Annotated in this window: 15 protein-coding genes, 1 tRNA gene and 2 pseudogenes; 7 read left to right on the plus strand and 11 right to left on the minus strand. The window is 66.6% G+C overall.

Annotated features, from left to right (window positions below; genetic code table 11):
* The 6 genes and pseudogenes from ACO1P8_RS06475 to ACO1P8_RS06500 form a co-directional block, all read right to left on the minus strand.
* Positions 1 to 126, minus strand: a pseudogene (locus ACO1P8_RS06475) (50S ribosomal protein L25/general stress protein Ctc); the annotation flags it as partial.
* Between the two features lie 118 nt (positions 127 to 244).
* On the minus strand, positions 245 to 1195 hold the full coding sequence (locus tag ACO1P8_RS06480) for a ribose-phosphate pyrophosphokinase (protein ID WP_176463847.1): 951 nt from the start codon (positions 1193 to 1195) through the stop codon (positions 245 to 247).
* 104 nt (positions 1196 to 1299) lie between these two features.
* Positions 1300 to 1373 (minus strand) — tRNA-Gln (locus tag ACO1P8_RS06485).
* On the minus strand, positions 1374 to 2363 hold the full coding sequence (ispE, locus tag ACO1P8_RS06490; protein ID WP_486295090.1) for a 4-(cytidine 5'-diphospho)-2-C-methyl-D-erythritol kinase: 990 nt from the start codon (positions 2361 to 2363) through the stop codon (positions 1374 to 1376). It abuts the tRNA gene before it with no gap.
* Between the two features lie 82 nt (positions 2364 to 2445).
* Complete coding sequence (gene lolB, locus ACO1P8_RS06495) at positions 2446 to 3015, minus strand: lipoprotein insertase outer membrane protein LolB (protein ID WP_486295113.1); 570 nt, start codon at positions 3013 to 3015, stop codon at positions 2446 to 2448.
* 2 nt (positions 3016 to 3017) lie between these two features.
* A pseudogene (locus ACO1P8_RS06500) lies at positions 3018 to 4899 on the minus strand (tetratricopeptide repeat protein).
* Between ACO1P8_RS06500 and mutM the strand changes: the two are divergent.
* Positions 4898 to 5725, plus strand: coding sequence for a bifunctional DNA-formamidopyrimidine glycosylase/DNA-(apurinic or apyrimidinic site) lyase (gene mutM / locus ACO1P8_RS06505; protein ID WP_486295091.1), 828 nt, complete (start codon positions 4898 to 4900; stop codon positions 5723 to 5725). The pseudogene ACO1P8_RS06500 and the gene mutM overlap by 2 nt on opposite strands.
* A gap of 53 nt (positions 5726 to 5778) precedes the next feature.
* Here the strand turns inward: mutM and ACO1P8_RS06510 are convergent, their stop codons facing one another.
* Complete coding sequence (locus ACO1P8_RS06510) at positions 5779 to 6684, minus strand: LysR family transcriptional regulator (RefSeq protein WP_486295092.1); 906 nt, start codon at positions 6682 to 6684, stop codon at positions 5779 to 5781.
* 244 nt (positions 6685 to 6928) lie between these two features.
* Between ACO1P8_RS06510 and hmgA the strand changes: the two genes are divergently transcribed.
* Together hmgA and fahA are read left to right on the plus strand one after the other, a co-directional pair.
* Positions 6929 to 8257: a homogentisate 1,2-dioxygenase gene (gene hmgA, locus ACO1P8_RS06515; protein WP_486295093.1), complete on the plus strand. Its 1329-nt coding sequence runs from the start codon at positions 6929 to 6931 to the stop codon at positions 8255 to 8257.
* A gap of 76 nt (positions 8258 to 8333) precedes the next feature.
* Positions 8334 to 9650 (plus strand): fumarylacetoacetase, encoded by a 1317-nt coding sequence (gene fahA / locus ACO1P8_RS06520; protein ID WP_486295094.1) that lies wholly within the window; start codon positions 8334 to 8336, stop codon positions 9648 to 9650.
* A 76-nt stretch (positions 9651 to 9726) separates the two neighbouring features.
* Here fahA and ACO1P8_RS06525 read toward each other — a convergent pair whose 3' ends face one another.
* Positions 9727 to 10461 carry a FadR/GntR family transcriptional regulator gene (locus tag ACO1P8_RS06525; protein ID WP_486295095.1) on the minus strand — a complete coding sequence of 245 codons (735 nt, stop codon included), beginning with the start codon at positions 10459 to 10461 and terminating at the stop codon, positions 9727 to 9729.
* Between the two features lie 153 nt (positions 10462 to 10614).
* On the opposite strand from ACO1P8_RS06525, the gene ACO1P8_RS06530 reads away from it, so the two are divergent.
* The 4 genes from ACO1P8_RS06530 (at position 10615) to ACO1P8_RS06545 (ending at position 14495) form a co-directional block, all read left to right on the plus strand.
* Positions 10615 to 11442, plus strand: coding sequence for an NAD-dependent epimerase/dehydratase family protein (locus ACO1P8_RS06530; protein WP_486295096.1), 828 nt, complete (start codon positions 10615 to 10617; stop codon positions 11440 to 11442).
* A 221-nt stretch (positions 11443 to 11663) separates the two neighbouring features.
* A complete protein-coding gene (locus tag ACO1P8_RS06535) occupies positions 11664 to 12650 on the plus strand; it encodes a TRAP transporter substrate-binding protein (RefSeq protein ID WP_486295114.1) in 987 nt (328 codons plus the stop codon).
* Between the two features lie 7 nt (positions 12651 to 12657).
* A complete protein-coding gene (locus ACO1P8_RS06540; RefSeq protein WP_486295097.1) occupies positions 12658 to 13215 on the plus strand; it encodes a TRAP transporter small permease in 558 nt (185 codons plus the stop codon).
* Positions 13206 to 14495, plus strand: coding sequence for a TRAP transporter large permease (locus ACO1P8_RS06545; RefSeq protein WP_486295098.1), 1290 nt, complete (start codon positions 13206 to 13208; stop codon positions 14493 to 14495). The genes ACO1P8_RS06540 and ACO1P8_RS06545 overlap by 10 nt, the downstream gene beginning before the upstream one ends.
* Here ACO1P8_RS06545 and ACO1P8_RS06550 read toward each other — a convergent pair.
* The 3 genes from ACO1P8_RS06550 to ACO1P8_RS06560 are packed head-to-tail and all read right to left on the minus strand — an operon-like array spanning position 14460 to position 17355.
* Positions 14460 to 15215, minus strand: coding sequence for a phosphatase PAP2 family protein (locus tag ACO1P8_RS06550; protein WP_486295099.1), 756 nt, complete (start codon positions 15213 to 15215; stop codon positions 14460 to 14462). The two genes, ACO1P8_RS06545 and ACO1P8_RS06550, sit on opposite strands and share 36 nt — an antisense overlap.
* Before the next feature lie 56 nt (positions 15216 to 15271).
* A complete protein-coding gene (locus tag ACO1P8_RS06555) occupies positions 15272 to 16642 on the minus strand; it encodes a sensor histidine kinase (protein WP_486295100.1) in 1371 nt (456 codons plus the stop codon).
* Positions 16639 to 17355, minus strand: coding sequence for a response regulator transcription factor (locus tag ACO1P8_RS06560; RefSeq protein WP_486295101.1), 717 nt, complete (start codon positions 17353 to 17355; stop codon positions 16639 to 16641). The genes ACO1P8_RS06555 and ACO1P8_RS06560 overlap by 4 nt, the downstream gene beginning before the upstream one ends.
* Position 17356 lies beyond the last annotated feature (1 nt).

Raw genomic sequence — 17356 nt, forward strand, 5'->3', positions numbered from 1 at the left:
ATCGAGCTCGATGTTCAGGGGCTGGCTGCCCGCACCGTAAACGATGGCGGGAACCCGGCCCGCGCGGCGCAGGCGGCGGCTCGCACTCGAACCCTGGACGCTACGCGCAGTGGCGTTGAATTTCATGGATAACTCCAAACATGGGACACCTGGGCATCCCGGAAAAAACACGGCCGCACCATGCGGACCGTGGCTTTGCTTTCCCGCCGCGACCAGCGGGGAAGCAGAAAGATGGCAAACGCGTTCAGTCCGCGAACAGCGAGCTGACCGATTCCGCGTTCGAAATACGCAATATGGTTTCGCCGAGCAGGCCGGCGCACGACAACTGGCGGATCTTGCTTACCGAGCGCGCCTGTTCGGACAGCGGGATGGTATCCGTCACGACCAGCTCGTCCAGGTCCGAAGCCTGGATGCGGTCGACCGCGCCGCCCGACAGCACGGGATGGGTACAGTAGGCATAGACGGCGCCGGCGCCGCGTTCCTTCAGCGCCTGGGCGGCCTTGCACAGCGTGCCGGCGGTATCGACCATGTCATCCATGATGATGCAGGTACGGCCGTCGACTTCGCCGATGATGTTCATGACTTCCGACACGTTGGCGCGCGGGCGCCGCTTGTCGATGATCGCCAGGTCCGCTTCCAGCTGCTTGGCCAGGGCGCGGGCCCGCACCACGCCGCCGATGTCCGGGGACACGACGACCAGGTTGGAGAAATTGCGCCGCCAGATATCGCCCAGCAGGATCGGACCGGCATAGATGTTGTCCACCGGGATATCGAAGAAGCCCTGGATCTGGTCCGCATGCAGGTCCATGGTCAGGACGCGATCGACGCCGGCCACCTGCAGCATATTGGCCACGACCTTGGCCGAAATGGCCACCCGGGCCGAGCGCGGACGGCGGTCCTGGCGCGCGTACCCGAAATAAGGAATGGCGGCGGTGATGCGGCCGGCCGACGCGCGGCGCAACGCATCGACCATAACCATGATTTCCATCAGGTTGTCATTGGTCGGCGCGCAGGTGGGCTGCAGCACGAAGACATCCTTGCCGCGGACGTTTTCGTTGATTTCCACCATGACTTCGCCGTCGGAAAACCGGCCGACTGTCATCTTGCCCAGCGACATGTCCAAGTGGTTGGCCACATCGACGGCCAGCCGCGTATTGGCGGTGCCGGTGAAAATCATGAAACTGTCTTTTGTCATGATGCAGACACTGTGTGTCGTTTCGGAACGCGAAACAAAAAAGCTGCTGAACCTGGGCCGGCGAGGCGGGCGTGTTCAACAGCTTTTTCTATAGATATGTTGGGCTGGGGAGGAAGGATTCGAACCTTCGCATGCCGGAATCAAAATCCGGTGCCTTAACCAACTTGGCGACTCCCCACTAGCTTGCAATCCAGTGCCGCAACGGATGCTCGATCAACCCAGGACTCGCCTGCACCAACCGGAACCGCACGGGCGGCTCTTGCACTGCCTGCGACGTATCCGCCATTTTACCGGCGACGCGCATTGTAGCGGCTATTTCCTGCTCCGCCAAAATCGCCGCCTGCATATCGGGGAATTCGGCGAACAAACACGCACCGGAACCCGACATACGCGCGGCGACTTCAAGACCTGGGCTTGCCAACCATTGCGCGGCCCGGAAAACTTCCGGAAAACGCTTGTAGACGACAGGCTCCATGTCATTCCGGCCATACAGAGGCAACTGCCTGATGCCTGGCGGGTGACCCGGGGGCTGCCCGCTTTGCATTTGCCCTGCCCGGCTGAAATAAGTCGAAGCGAGAAAGTCCGCTATTTTGATACACGGAGTATCCCTTGTCAAATCGGGATCCCCGTAAACGGCCGGTGTGGGCACGCTGGCGTCCGGCTGGGCTACCAGGTATGCGCGCTCCGGCAGCGGGACGGCGGTCAGGATTTCGCCCACGCCCTCGGCGAAGGCCGACTGCCCGAAAACGAACACCGGCACATCGGCGCCCAGGGGCAGCGCCAGGCGCATCAGCGCCGTGCGCGACAGCCCGGTGTTCCACAGCCTGTTCAACGCGATCAGGGTGCTGGCCGCGTCGCTGGACCCGCCGCCCAGGCCGCCGCCCATGGGAATGCGCTTTTCCAGGCCGATCGAGACGCCCTGCCGTGTACCGGTGGCCGCCTGCAAGGCGCGCGCGGCGCGCACCGTCAGGTCGGTATCCGCGGGGACGCCGGGCAGCGGGTCGACCCGCACGATGTCGCCATCGGCGCGCGATTCGAAATGCAGGCTATCCGCCAGGCCGATAAAGCGGAAGACCGACTGCAGCAGATGATAGCCATCGCCGCGCCGGCCGACGATGTGCAGGAACAGGTTCAGTTTGGCGGGGGCGGGAACGTCGTACAGGTTCACGGTTCAGTGCGGACGATCGACGTGGCGGTACGGTATGGATCGATGGCCGGCGCGCCGCGGGAGGGCGCGCGCCCGGCGCGGATCAGGAAGGATTGACGACGAGACGCAGCAGAATGCGCCGGTCCGGCTCGCGCCGTTCCAGCACGAGGACCTGCGGCCCCTGCTCGTCATAACGGGACAAGCGCGCCTGCCAGCCCCCTTGATCGAAGGACACGGGACGCTGCGCGGGATCCCGCTCTACATGGATGGCCGGCGGCTCGGCGGGCAGGCGGCCGCGCAGCCAGTCGCGCAGGCCCGACACGGGGATACGGCTGCCCAGCGCATCGGCCACCAGTTCGTCCGGATCGCCGGCCTGCTGGCGCGTGCCATCGGATTTATTCAGCACCGCCATGCCGGGCCGCCCTTCCACGCGCGCCTGCGTGGCGCCCAGCGGATTGGTCAGGTCCAGGATATAGCGGCGGCCGTCGTCCAGCCACGAAAAACCGCCCTGCAACGCGTCCTGCTTGCCGTCGTCCTGCGTGACGGTCAAGGCGAAGCGGCCGACCCGGGAAAATTCCCCCGCGCCGCCGCTACCGGCGATGCGCTCGGGCGTCACGCAGGCAGCCAGCAGCAGGCACACCGCCGCCGCCAGGACGGCGCGCCAGCGTGCCAGCCTCACAAGGTGACCCCAAGGCGCTTGATCGTGTCGCGCAGCGTCTTGTTATTGGGATCCTTGCGCGCGGCGGCGGCGAAGATGGCCCGCGCCTCTTCCTTGCGCCCCTGAGCCCACAGGACTTCGCCCAGGTGGGTGCCGATTTCCGGCTCGGGACGGCGCGAATAGGCGCGCTGCAGGTAGGTCAGCGCGGCGTTGTTATCGCCCATGCGGTACTTGACCCACCCCATGCTGTCCATGATGTAGGGATCGTCCGGCGCCAGGTCCAGCGCCTGGGTGATCAGCGCCAGGGCTTCGGGCAGGCGCATATTGTGGTCGGCCAGCGTATAGCCCAACGCGTTGTAGGCATGCGCGTGATCGGGGTCCAGCGCGATCACCTGCCGCAGCAGGCGCTCCAGGTCGGCGATCTTGTCCTGGCGCTCGTACAGCATCGCCAGTTCGTATTTGATCTCTACCGTGTCCGGGAGGGCGCGGTCGGCACCCGACAGCAGCGCCACGGCCTGGTCCGTGCGATTGGCGTCGCGCAGGATCTGCGCCTTGGTCAGCACACCCAGCACGCGTTCTTCCTCGTCCTGCGGCTGGGCCTGGTCGATCATCTTCAGCGCGGCGTCGATGTTGCCTTGCTTGGCCCGCAACGTGGCTTGCCGCATGCGGGCCTGATAGCGCATCGTCGGGTCGTCGATCTTGCCGAGCTCGGCGATGGCGTCATCGTAGCGTCCCTGGTCTTCCGCGATGCGCGCCAGCAGGATGCGCGCGTCGGCGGCGGCGGCCGGGGCATCCGAGCTGCCGGGCACGAGCGCGCGCTGGCGCTGGTTCTGCACGTCCAGGTACTGTTCCAGGAAACGGCGGGAAACGTCCAGCCGTCCCGCCTTGTAGGCGAGCTGGGCCTGCATGAACATCAGATCGAAGTCTTCCGGCGAGCGGCGCGACATGGCTTGCAGTTCGGCCAGCGCGCCGTCATAGTCGCCGATCTCCGACAACTGGCCGGCCAGCATCAGGCGCAAGCGGCGCGCGTCCGGATGCCGCGCGATGAAGGCGCGGGCATCGGCCGTGGCCTGCTGGGGATCGACCTTCATGCCGTATTCCAGCACGCGCTGCGCGGCCGCTTCGGATTTGGGATCGGCCTGCAGCGCGGCCCGCGCCTCCTGCAACGCGCGGGCGTGGTCGCCGGCGGCCTGCGCCACGTCGGCCAGCGCCATATGCGCGGCCGGCAGCTTGCGCACCGACGGGCTGAGCGCCTGGTCCAGGATGGAAAGCGCGGTCTTGCGATCGTTAATGCGGCCCAGCACGGCCAGGGATTGGGCAATGGCGGCGGTCTTGTCGCGCGCGGCGTCGATACGCTTGCGCAGCGCGTCCGCAAGGCCGGCCGTCTGGCCGTTGGCCGCGGCCAGGGCGAGCTCCGTGGTGCTGGCTTCCGGATCGCCCGGCGACAGCCTGGACCAGACGCGGGCGGCATCCAGCGCGCCCTTCAGGTTGCCGCCGGCCAGATAGAACTCCAGCGCGCGGCGCGCCAGGCGGGGATCGGCGACGTCCCGCGCCAGTCCCAGCATGGTATTGGCGGCCGTTCCGTACATCCCGCGCTGGGCGGCGATTTCGGAGGCGAGGATCCGGTACAGGATGCTGGAGGTCAGGCGAACGTAAGGCAGTTGACCTTCGCGCAGACGGATAACGTCGGTTTCCGGACGCGGCGCCCGCTCCACGCGCGGCGCGATGGTGTCTGCGGTGCGCCTTTCCGCGGCCTGCGCAGGCGCGGCCTGCAATCCGGCCAGCGCCAACATCAGCGAGGCGAACCCGTATTTGATATGCATATGCGACGACTTCACGCGTCCCGTCCGAGAAATGGCACAATCTGTACACGCAACTGATCATCTTACACTGGCTGATGCCTGAACTGCCTGAAGTCGAGACCACCCGACGGGGAATTGCGACCGTCATGACAGGCCGGCCGCTCGTCAAGCTGGTCGTCAGGGAATCCCGCCTGCGCTGGCCCGTCCCCGCCGATCTTCCCGACACGCTTTCCGGCCGTACCGTCCTGGAATGCGGACGCCGCGGCAAGTACCTGCTGCTGCGCTTCGACCATGGCACGCAAATCGTGCACCTGGGCATGTCGGGCTCGCTGCGCCGCGTGCCCGAAGGCGAGGCCCCCAGGCGGCACGACCACGTTGAATGGGTCTTCGAACACGCGACGCTGCGCTTGCACGATCCACGCCGCTTCGGGGCGGTGCTCTGGCATCCGTCGGATGCCGGCCCCGTTGAATTTCATCCGCTCCTGGCGCGGCTGGGCATAGAACCTTTCGACGATCGGTTTGGCGGGAGCTGGCTGCACCAGCAGTTCCGCGGACGGGCCGCGCCGGTCAAGCAATTGCTGCTGGCGGGGGAGGCCGTGGTAGGCGTAGGCAATATCTACGCATCCGAAAGCCTGTTCCGCGCCGGCATCCACCCCGGCACGCCGGGACGCCGGCTATCCGCGGCACGTTGCGAGCGTCTGGCGCTGGCCATCCGCCAGACGCTGCAGGATGCGCTGGAATCCGGCGGCAGCACCTTGCGGGACTACGTGGGGGCGGGTGGCGAACCGGGCAGCTATTTCGACATCCATGCGGCCGTCTACGAACGCGCCGGCCAGCCGTGCCGCACCTGCGGCACGGCGATACGCCGCATCGTGCAGGGACAGCGCGCCACCTACTATTGCGTCAGGTGCCAGCGCGCGTAGCGGACGCCGCCCGGCCTGGACAGCCGCGCACGGCGCCCGTATGACGCGAAATCTCAGCGCTGCCCGAAGGCGTCGGCGACCAGGCCCCGCAGCCATTGGTTGCCGCCATCCCTCTGGAACCTGGGATGCCAGTAGAGATTGCTTTGCAAGGCCGGCACCCGCAGCGGCGGTGTCAGGATGCCCAGTCCGAAGCGCGCGGCCGCGCCATCCGCCAGCTTGCGCGGCACGGTGGCCAGCAGATCGGTCGCACTGACGATATAGGGCACCGCCGCGAAATGCGGCACGCTGAAGTGGGACGCCAGCGTCAATCCGGCCCGTTCCAGGGCCTGGTTCACTTGGCCATAGGGCGCGGCATGCGATACCACCAGATGGCGCTCGGCGCGGAACGCCTTCAGGCCCATGCCTTCGTGCGCCGTCGGATGGCCGCGGCGAAACAGCGTCGCGTAGCCCTGGCGGAACAGCATCCGCTGCAACAGGCCGCCGCTCAGCCCCTGGAACGCGCCAAGCGCCATATCCACCTGCCCGCCGTCCAGCTCGCGCTGCAAGTCCTGCCCTTGAAGCCGCACCGACTCGATGCGCACCCCGGGCGCCTCGCGGGCGCAGCGCTCCATCAGGCCCGGCATGAAGTGGATTTCGCCGACGTCGGTCATCGCCACGCGGAACCGGCGGGTAGTGGTTCGCGGATCGAAGTCGGGTGGCGCCTCCATCGCGTGCGCCAGCATGCCCAATGCCTCTGCCACCGCGCCGCCCAAATGCTGCGCATAGGGGGTGGGCAGCATGCCCTGCGGCGTGCGCACGAACAAGGCATCGCCGAAGGTGGCGCGCATGCGCCGGAGGGCATTGCTGGCGGCCGGCTGCGTAATGCCCAGTCGCCGCGCGACGGCCGAAAGATTGCGCTCTTCCATCAGGTACTGGAAGACGACAAGAAGGTTCAGGTCCAGGGCGCGCAGGTCGGGCATGGTGGGATAGTGCCGTACGGTTGAAGGATACCGGCCGGTTGAAGGATACCGGCCGGAGCGGTCCGTTGAGACAGCCGCTGCCGCCGAGGCCGCAGGCCGCAGGCCGATTCTTTCACTATTCATGAAATCTATGGGCGATATTTTTCCATTCATCTAGCGTCGGCATGCCTGCCTCGGGGAAAATCGACGCTGCGGCGGGCCGGTACGGGCGCCACCGCTCCCGCACACAAGACGGAGACAACCCATGAGCTCGCAGCCCCATGCCGCGGACGACCAACCCGCTCGCTATATGACCGGCTTCGGCAACGCATTCGCCACCGAGGCGCTGCCCGGCGCCCTGCCGGTGGGCCGCAATTCGCCCATCCGATGCCCCTACGGCCTGTACGCCGAGCAGTTTTCGGGCACCGCGTTCACGGCCCCCGGCGCGGAAAACCGCCGCAGTTGGCTTTACCGCATCCGGCCCGCGGCCCAGCTGGGCCGCTTCCAGGCGTACAGCCAGGGCGGCGGCTGGACCAGCCGCTTCGGTACGCAGCCCGTCTCGCCCGACCGCCTGCGCTGGGGCGCGCGCCCGCTTCCGCAGGCACCGACCGACTTCATCGACGGTATCGCGACGATGGGCGGCAACGGCGGCGCCGGCGAGGACAGCGGCGTGGGCATCCATGTATACGCGGCCAATGCGGATATGCAAGGCCGCTATTTCTACGACGCCGATGGCGAACTGCTGATCGTGCCGCAGCAAGGCCGGCTGCGGGTGGATACCGAACTGGGCCGCATCGACCTCGCGCCCCTGGAAGTCGCCGTCATTCCGCGCGGCATGCGCTTTCGCGTCAACCTGCCGGATGGAACGGCACGCGGCTATCTGCTGGAGAATTTCGGCGCGATGATGCGGCCGCCGGAGCGCGGCCCCATCGGCGCCAACTGCCTGGCCAACGTCCGCGATTTCGAGACACCGGTCGCGCGCTACGAAGATATCGAGGGCGACTTCGAGATCGTCACCAAGTTCGAGGGCGACTTCTGGCGGGCGCGGATAAATCACTCACCGCTGGACGTGGTCGCCTGGCATGGCAACTACGCGCCCTACAAGTACGATTTGCGCCGGTTCAACGCCATCGGCTCGATCAGCTTCGACCATCCGGACCCATCCATATTCACGGTGCTGACATCTCCTTCGGACACGCCCGGGACGGCCAACATGGATTTCGCGATTTTCCCGCCGCGCATCCTGGCGATGGAGGATACCTTCCGTCCGCCCTGGTTCCACCGCAACGTCGCCAGCGAGTTCATGGGCCTGATACAGGGCGTCTACGATGCCAAGGCGCAAGGCTTCGTGCCGGGCGGCGCCAGCCTGCACAACCGCATGAGCGGCCATGGCCCGGACGCGGAAACCTTCGAGAAGGCATCCAATGCCGATACATCGAAGCCGCACTACATCCGCGACACGATGGCCTTCATGTTCGAAACGCGCCGGGTCATACGGCCGACGGCGGCCGCCCTCGCATGGCCGGAACTGCAGGCGGACTACGACAGCTGCTGGGACGGACTGCGCAAGCATTTCGACCCCGCGCGCCCTTAGGGCCTGTCGGCGCGCGCAAGCCGTCGCGCATAATCGAACGGCCGCCCTACCTCGGCCCCTATCGGATACGGAAACCATGAGCGATCTGAACGAAACGCACGATCCCGCGCTGCGCAGCTGGCTGCAAAGCGCCAACGACGATACGCTGGGATTTCCAGTACAGAACCTGCCCTATTGCGTATTCCGGCGCGCCGGCTCCGCGGAAGCCTGGCGCCCGGGCACGGGCATCGGCGATCGCATCCTGGACCTGGCGGCGCTGGCGCGGATGCGGCCATTCACCGGCGACGCGGCGCGCGCCCTGGCCGCCTGCGAGGACACCGGCCTGAATACGCTGATGGCCCTGGACACGGCCTGCTGGTCGGCATTGCGCCTGGCCCTGTCGCGCGCGCTGCGGGTCGGCTCCCCATTGCGCGACCGCATCGAGCCCCTGCTCGTCGCCCAGAAGGACGCGGAGTTTTCCGTCCCGGCACGCATCGGCGACTACACGGATTTCTATATCTCGCTGCACCACGCGACGTCCGTAGGCCGCCAGTTCCGCCCGGACAACCCCCTGCTGCCCAATTACAAATGGGTGCCTATCGGTTATCACGGACGCGCTTCCAGCATCGGCGTGGGCCAGGACTTCCATCGGCCCGTGGGCCAGACGCGGCCGGCGCAAGAGGGCGGCGTGCCGGGTTTCGGCCCATGCGCGCGGCTGGACTACGAAGTCGAACTCGGGGTCTTCATCGGGACCGGAAACGCGCAGGGCCATCGCATTCCCATGGACCAGGCCGAAGCCCATATCTTCGGCCTTACCGTATTGAACGACTGGTCGGCGCGCGACCTGCAGGCCTGGGAATACCAGCCTCTCGGTCCCTTCCTCTCGAAGAATTTCGCCAGCACCATTTCGCCATGGATCGTCACCCTGGAAGCGCTGGCGCCGTTTCGCGTCCCCTTCGAGCGCGGCGCGGGCGAGCCCCAGCCGCTGCCCTATCTGGCGTCCGCCCATAACAGCGCGGCCGGCGCCTTCGACGTACGCCTGCGGACCGAACTCAGCACGGCGCAATCGCGCGAGCAGGGCAAGGCCGCGGCAGCCCTGGCGCAGAGCAATTTCCGCGATGCCTACTGGAGCATCGGCCAGCTGGTTGCCCACCATACGGTCAACGGCTGCAACCTCCAGCCGGGCGATTTTCTGGGTACCGGGACACTATCCGGCCCGCACCCCGACCAGGCGGGCTCGTTGCTGGAATTGAGCCAGGGCGGCAAGGTGCCCATCACGCTGCCCTGGGGCGAAACGCGCACCTTCCTGCAAGACGGCGACGAGGTCAGCCTGAGCGCGGAATGCGTCAAGGCAGGCTATCCGCGCCTGTCCTTCGGCGCCGCGGTGGCGCGCGTCCTGCCGGCGCTGGACTGACCGGAGATGGCGTCCCGCGATGGGGCGCCATCATGTATCGACGTGGCGACAAAGTCATCACACGTCGGATGACCCGTCAGCGCTCCTGCGCGCGGCGCAGGCGTTCCCGGCTATTGCCCAGGTGGGTGCGCATGGCTGCCCGCGCGGCCTCGGGGTCCTGCCGCCGGATGGCCTCGTAGATATCTTCGTGTTCGCGGTTGACGCGTTCCAGGTAGGGTTCGCGCTCTTCATCGCCCAGCCTGGCGGAGTTGATCCGCGTGCGGGGGATAATGGCCGCGCCCAGATGCGAGAGCAGATCCGCGAAGTACTTGTTGCCCGTGGCCTGTGATATCAGGAGATGGAAACGGAAGTCCGGCGTGACGGTGTCGCCGCCGGGCTGCAGCGCGGCGCGGAACTGGTCCAGGGCTTCGCGCATCTGCGCCAGTTGCTCGTCCGAGCGGCGCATGGCCGCCAGGCCCGCCGCCTCGGTTTCCAGGCAAATGCGCAGCTCCAGGATGACGAGTATGTCGCGCACCGTGCCGATGTCGGCCGGATCGACGCGGAAATCCCCGCCCGTAGTGGGCTTGAGCGCATACGTTCCCACGCCGTGGTGGGTTTCCACCAGGCCGGACGCCTGCAGGCGCGACAATGCCTCGCGGACCACCGTACGGCTGACACCGAAGGTGCGCATGATCTCGGATTCAGTCGGCAGTTTTTCGCCCGGCAGGATTTCGCCGGCGCGTATGCGCGTGGTCAGGCTTTCGACCAGTTCCTGCGCCAGGCTGCGTGGGCGCCGGCGCGCGGGAAGGTCGGCGGACATGGACGTGGTCATAGTGGATTTTCCTGGTCGCCCGCCCCGCTTGACGGGCGTTTGCGACCCTCATTATACTGGCCGCGCGTTGTACGATGACTTATAAGCTTCCCAATTGAACATCCAAAGCGACGCGGTGTAAACACCGGTGTCGCCGCACCAGGAGACAACGTCGTGAGCCTTCCGGCTACGCCCGCCGCGTCCCAGACGCCCCGCGTTTCCACCCTTCTTCTGACCGGCGCGGCCGGTGGCCTGGGCAAGGTGCTTCGGGAACGCCTCAAGCCCTACGCCGGAATCCTGCGCCTGTCCGACATCGCGGACCTGGGCGCCGCCCAGCCTGGCGAGGAAATCGTCATCGGCGATCTGGCCGACCCGGACGCCGTGGAGCGGATGGTGCGCGGGGCCGACGCCATCGTGCACATGGGGGGTGTTTCCGTCGAGCGCCCCTTCGACGAAATCCTGCCTGCGAATATCCAGGGGGTCTACCACCTGTACGAAGCGGCGCGCAAGAACGGCGTCAAGCGCGTGGTCTTCGCCAGCTCCAACCACGTGATCGGGTTCTACCGGCAAGGCCAGGTCATCGACGCCGATGTACCGGTGCGGCCTGACGGCTATTACGGCATCAGCAAGGCCTTCGGCGAAAACCTGTCGCGTTTTTATTTCGACCGCTACGGCATCGAGACCGTCTGCCTGCGGATCGGCTCTTCGTTTCCCGAGGCCAAGGACCGGCGCATGATGGTGACCTGGCTCAGCTACGACGATCTTACCCAGCTGATCGCACAATCCCTGTTCACCCCGCGCGTCGGTCACACCATCGTCTACGGCGCTTCGGCCAATCGCGACAGCTGGTGGGACAACTCGCGGGCGGCGCATCTCGGCTTCCAGCCCAAGGATACGTCGGAGCAATTTCGCGCCAAAGTGGAAACGCAGCCGCCCCTGTCGCCGGACGATCCGGCCGCGCGCTACCAGGGGGGCGCCTTCGTCAAGGCGGGGCCTTTCTGACCGTTTACAGGGATCGACACCCGTCATCGCGCACGCCATTCGACACGAGGTAGCCCACACCCCTTTTTTCCGAACGACAGAAGCCTGCATACAGGCTCGCCAGATTGCAGCCCGAACCCAAAGGCTCGCCGCCCCCGCGCCACAAGCGCGGGCGACGGCAACACAGGAGGTAGACAATGACGCTGCACATCACGCCGCAACCACCCCGCGCGGCACGCCCGATGTCCCACGCCGCGCGCGCGGCATTCGCCAGGGGCGCCCTGGCGCTGGCCACGCTGCTGGCCGCGGCCCCCGCCGCGCAGGCGGTGGAGTTCCGCTCGGCGGACATCCACCCCGACGACTACCCGACCGTGCTGGCCGTGCGCCATATGGCCGAACTGGTCAAGGAGCGCTCCAACGGCAAGATGACCATCCGCGTCTACTCCGGCTCCAAGCTGGGCTCGGAAGACGATTCCATCGAGCAGGTGAAGCTGGGCGCGCTGACCATGGCCCGCGTCAGCAGCGCGGCCATGCACAACATCTGCCCGAATACCCGCGTTCCCTCCCTGCCCTTCCTGTTCCGCTCCACCGACCATCTGCACGAGGTGCTGGACAGCGACATCGGCACGCAGCTGCTCAAGGCATGCGAAGGCGCGGGCTTCGTCGGACTGGCGTGGTATGACAGCGGTTCGCGCTCCATGTACACGCGCAACAAGCCGATCAAGACGCTGGCCGATGCCAAGGGGCTGAAGATCCGCGTGCAACAGTCGGATCTTTCGGTGGCCATGGTCGAAGCCATGGGCGCCAACGCCACCCCCATGGCCATGGGCGAGGTCTACACGTCCCTGAAGACGGGCCTGGTGGATGCCGCCGAAAACAACTTCCCCAGCTACGAAAGCGCGCACCACTACGAGGTCGCCAAGTATTACTCGCTGACCGAGCACAGCATGACGCCGGAGATCCTGATCTTCTCCAAGCGCCAATGGGACAAGCTGTCGCCGCAGGATCAGAAGATCCTGCGCGACGCGGCCCAGGAGTCGGTGCCTTATATGCGCAAGCTGTGGGCCGAGCGCGAGGCGAAGTCGCGGGCGATCGTCGAGAAGGCCGGCGCGCAGATCATCGAGGTGGACAAGGCTTCCTTCCAGAACGCCATGAAGCCGGTGTACGACCGCTTCGTCACCACCCCCGAAATGAAAGACCTGGTACAGCGCATCCAAGCGATGCAGTGAGGACGCCATGCTGGCGAGTTCACAGGAACAAGCGGCGCCGGCGGCAGGCCGGGCCGGCGGGACGCGGTGGCTGGACGGCTATACGCGCTGCTGCAGGATGCTGGCCCGCTCCTGCATGTGGGTCGGCGTGGCCGGGCTGACCTGCCTGATCGCGGCGGTGGGCTTCCAGATTTTCGGGCGCCATGTATTGAACCGCACGCCCACATGGGCGGAAAGCATCGCCATGCTGCTGGTGCTGTACGTGACCATGCTGGGCGCGGCGGTGGGCGTGCGCGATGCCGGCCACATCGGTTTCGAGTCCCTGCTGGAAGCCCTGCCCCCCACCACCAAGCGGCGCATGGAGATTTTCATCCACGCGCTGGTCTGCCTGTTCGGCATCATGATGGCGTGGAATTGCGCCATTCTGGCCGAATCCGTGGCCGACTACATGATGCCCAACCTCGGCATTTCGGAGGGCTGGAAGTATCTGCCGGCAACGCTGTCAGGCGGCCTGATCGCCCTGTTCTCGGTGGAGCACATCGTGGCGCTGCTGCGCAACCAGGAGGTCATCCCGGCATGGCGCTGACTCTGCTTTCCGTTTCGTTCATGGGCTTTCTGGTGATCGGCGTGCCGGTGGCCTTCGCCATCGGCCTGGCTTCCATCGCGGCCATCCTGTACGAAGATTTGCCCATCGCGGTCGCCTTCCAGCAGATGACGTCCGGGATGAACGCGTTTTCCTTCCTGGCGATCCCGTTCTTCATCTTCACCGGCGAACTGATGCTGTATGGCGGCATCGCCGACCGCATCGTCAACTTCGCGCGCTCGCTGGTCGGCCACGTGCGCGGCGGGCTGGGCATGTCCAATGTCGTGGCCTGCACGCTGTTCGGCGGGGTATCGGGATCCCCCGTGGCGGACGTATCCGCCATGGGCTCGGTGATGATCCCCATGATGAAGCGCGAGGGCTATCAAGCCGACTATGCGGTCAATGTCACCACGCACGCGGCGCTGGTCGGCGCGCTGATGCCCACCAGCCACAACATCATCATCTATACGCTGGCCGCGGGCGGCAAGGTCTCCATCGCCGCGCTGATCGCCGCGGGCCTGCTGCCCGCGCTGATCCTGACCGTATGCAACCTGGCGGCGGCCTACTTCGTGGCGCGCCACCGCGGCTACGCCGCCGGCACTTTTCCGGGGTGGGGCATCGTGGTGCGCTCCCTGCTGGCCGCCTTGCCGGGATTGTTCGTGGTGGTGGTGATCATCGCCGGCATCCTCAGCGGTGTCTTCACTGCGACCGAGTCCGCCGCGGTCGCCGTGATCTACGCCCTGGCGCTGACCGTCCTGGTTTATCGCACGCTGACATGGGACCAGTTCGTGCGCGCGGCGGCCAAGGCGGTGAAGACAACGGGCGTGGTCCTGCTGCTGATCGGTATTTCGGCGACGTTCGGCTACCTGATCAGCTTCTACGGTGTCGCGGAAAAGACCGGCGAGCTGCTCGGGTCGATTTCCACCAACCCCTGGGCCATCTTCCTGATGGTCAACGTCGTCCTGTTCCTGCTGGGCACGTTCCTCGACATGGCCGCCACGATACTGATCTGCACGCCTATCTTCCTGCCGATCTGCATGCAGTACGGCATGGGACCGGTGCAATTCGGCATGGTGATGCTGCTGAACTGCGCGCTGGGATTGAATACGCCGCCGGTCGGCACCACGCAGTTCGTCGGCTGCGCCATCGGCGAGGTTTCGGTGGGCACGGTCATGCGAACGATCTGGCCTTTCTACGGCGCGCTGCTGGCGGCGTTGGCCCTGGTCACCTATGTGCCGGCGTTTTCGCTATGGCTGCCGGGCATCCTGCTGGGCAATGGGTAGTCCCGCCCGCGGGCGCGTGATCAGGGGATAGAACAGCACGCTGGCCACCGCCCACATCACGCAGGCCGACCATACGGTCTGGCTGGTGAAGTGGGCGCCCTGGGCAACGCGGACGGCGGCAAACGCCAGCCCGGCCGCGATACCGATCGCCAGCCCACCCCAGCGCCACGCGGGCCGGCGCATCGCCCAACCGGCGAAGTACAGCGACAGCATCGCGTAGCCGGCGCCGGCATGATTGCTCGGCAGGGCTCCGCCGGCCTGGCGGCGGCTGGCGGCCCAGAAATGATCGGGATAGTTCGCATAGCCGCCGAACATGCTCAGGTTGTAGGGCCGCGGCAGCGCGGTGTAGTGCTTCAACTGCGAAATAATCACCTGCCCCAGTCCGCAGGTCAGCGCGATTCCCCACAATGCGCCGCGCCACGGGCGCAAGGGCGCGAACCAGTGGCTGGCGATGGCCGCCGCCATCGCGGCGATCGCGACCCCCACGGGCAGGACCAGCACGACCCGATGGCCCAGCAGCTCCAGCGCGCGCGAGGCGCGCCATGGGAACGCGTTGCTGGCCGGATCGAAGAACATCCTCGATATGGCCAGATCCAGCCCGGAATAGTTGATCGCCGAGGCCAGCAGGGCCAGCAGCAGCGTGATGCCGAATACATGGGTGATCAGATAGCTTTCGCCACGGATCGCGGGCCGGACGGGCGCGGGGGCATTGGAGTACATGGGCGAGCCGTAGGAAAAGATCCCGGCACACTACCCAGGGAGATATCGAATAATTGTCAAATCGCGCGGGCGGCCTGCAGGCCGGACGGCCCGGCGACGGCATCCGCGCCCGTGAAACGCAGCGTGAAACATGTCCCGTGATGCGGGACGCGCACCCACGATTCAACGCTCAGGCTCCAGCCCTGCATATCGCAGACGCGCTTGGCGATGGCCAGCCCCAGGCCGCGTTCCAGCGCCTGCGCGGCTTCGGCCTCGTCCCCGCCCCGGCCCTGCGTATCGCGCCGGCGCACGCTGTAATAGCGTTCGAAGACGAAAGGCAGGTCTTCCTCCTTGATTCCTTTGCCGTTGTCGCGGATTTCGATGCCATCGTCGAGGGCGCGCACGGACAACACGGCGGGCGCGGCATGCTCGATGGCGTTGCGGATCAGGTTGCGCAGGACGGTCAGCAAGGCATAGCGATCCAGCAGACGCACCGTGCCGGCCGGTATGTGGTCGTCCAGCGCCAGGCCGCCCTGCTCGGCATTCGCTTCCAGCCCCTGCCAGGCCGCCGCCAGGCATTCGGCCAGATCGACGGGTTCCGGCGTGCTGGGCTCGTCGCGGGCCATGGCGCGCGCGCTTTCCAGCGCGGCCGTCACGCTGTCGACATTCTTGACGATCCGCTTCAGGCGCGTTTGCTGGTCCGGCGGGACGGCGGCAGCCAGCAGCATCAGCTCGCCGTCGCTGCGGATGGCGGCGAGCGGCGTACGTACCTCGTGGCTGAGATTGGCGGCAAATTCGCGTTCGCGGGCGAGGGAGCGATCCACCTGGTTCTGCACGCGATTGAAGGCTTCGACCAGGCGCCCGGCTTCGTCATTGCGTTCGACGTCCAGGTCCGGCGAGCCGGGCGCCCAGGTCGCCAGGCGGTCGGTCAGCGTCAGCAGCGGCCCCACCGCCAGGTAGGCCACCTTCCGGGCGACCCCGTAGGCGGCGACGATGCAGACTACGCCCAGGCCCAGCAGGATCAGGCCGAAATCGAATACCCGGTCTTCGTTGTCGGTGGCGTCGTACAACACATACATCCGCCGCCCCTTGGTCATTTCCGCCACCACGACATGCCAGGTTTCGGTGCCCGGTTCCAGCAGGTGCAGGCCGTCGTTCAAGCCCTGGATTTCCTTGGGAATCGCGGTGTTCAGCTGGCCCGGCATCTGCACCCAGGCACGCATCGCGCCGCCCAGTTCGTGCGCGCCGCGCATGGGCAGGATCTCTTCGCCGCTTTCGACGCGCTGGATGAGGCGGTCCGTCTCGTTGGTCAGGATCTCGTTGACCAGCTCGTCTTCCATCTGGTCGAAGGTCAGGTAGGCCAATACGACCAGCACGGACACGAAAATGGATACCGTGCCGGTCAAGGCCCAGACCACCCGCTGAGTCAGGGTGCTGCCGCTCTTCATGCCGCTTTGCCGGGAGCGTCGACCAGGCGCCAGCCCGTACCGTGCACGGTTTCGATGCCATCGAAACCGGCATCGGCCAGCGCCTTGCGCAGCAGATGCACCTGGCTGCGCAGCGCGTCGGAGGACGGCGGCTCGCTACCCCACAGCAGGCTTTCCAGTTCGGTGCGCGGCACGACCCGGCCCGGGTCGCGCAGCAGGGCGTCCAGGATCATGCAGGACTTGCGCGTCAGGTGCACGGGCCGCCCGTCGACCTGCACGTCACGACGCCGGCTGTCGTAGCTCAATGGCCCGCAACGCCGGATCGGCGTACCGACCGCGCCGCTGGCCCGCTGGATCAGGGCGTGCAGCCGGGCCTCGACCTCCGCCAGCGCGAAGGGCTTGGTCAGATAATCGTCCGCGCCGTGCGAAAAACCGGCCAGCTTGTCCTCGAGTTCGTCGCGCGCCGTCAGCATCAGCACGGGCACCGACAACGTAAGATCGTTGCGCAGCGCGCGCAGCACGCCATAGCCATCCATGCCCGGCAGGCCCACATCCAGGATCACCGCGTCGAAGTGCTGCGACTTGAGCAGGGACAAGGCTGCGTGGCCATCGTACGCCGCGTCCGGCACGAAGCCGCGCGTCTCCAGGAAACTGTACAGATTGCCGGCGATCGTGGCGTCGTCCTCGACGATCAGGACGCGGTAATGCGCGGCGGACAAGGGCGCGGCGGTCATG

The sequence above is a fragment of the Bordetella sp. genome (assembly GCF_057362025.1).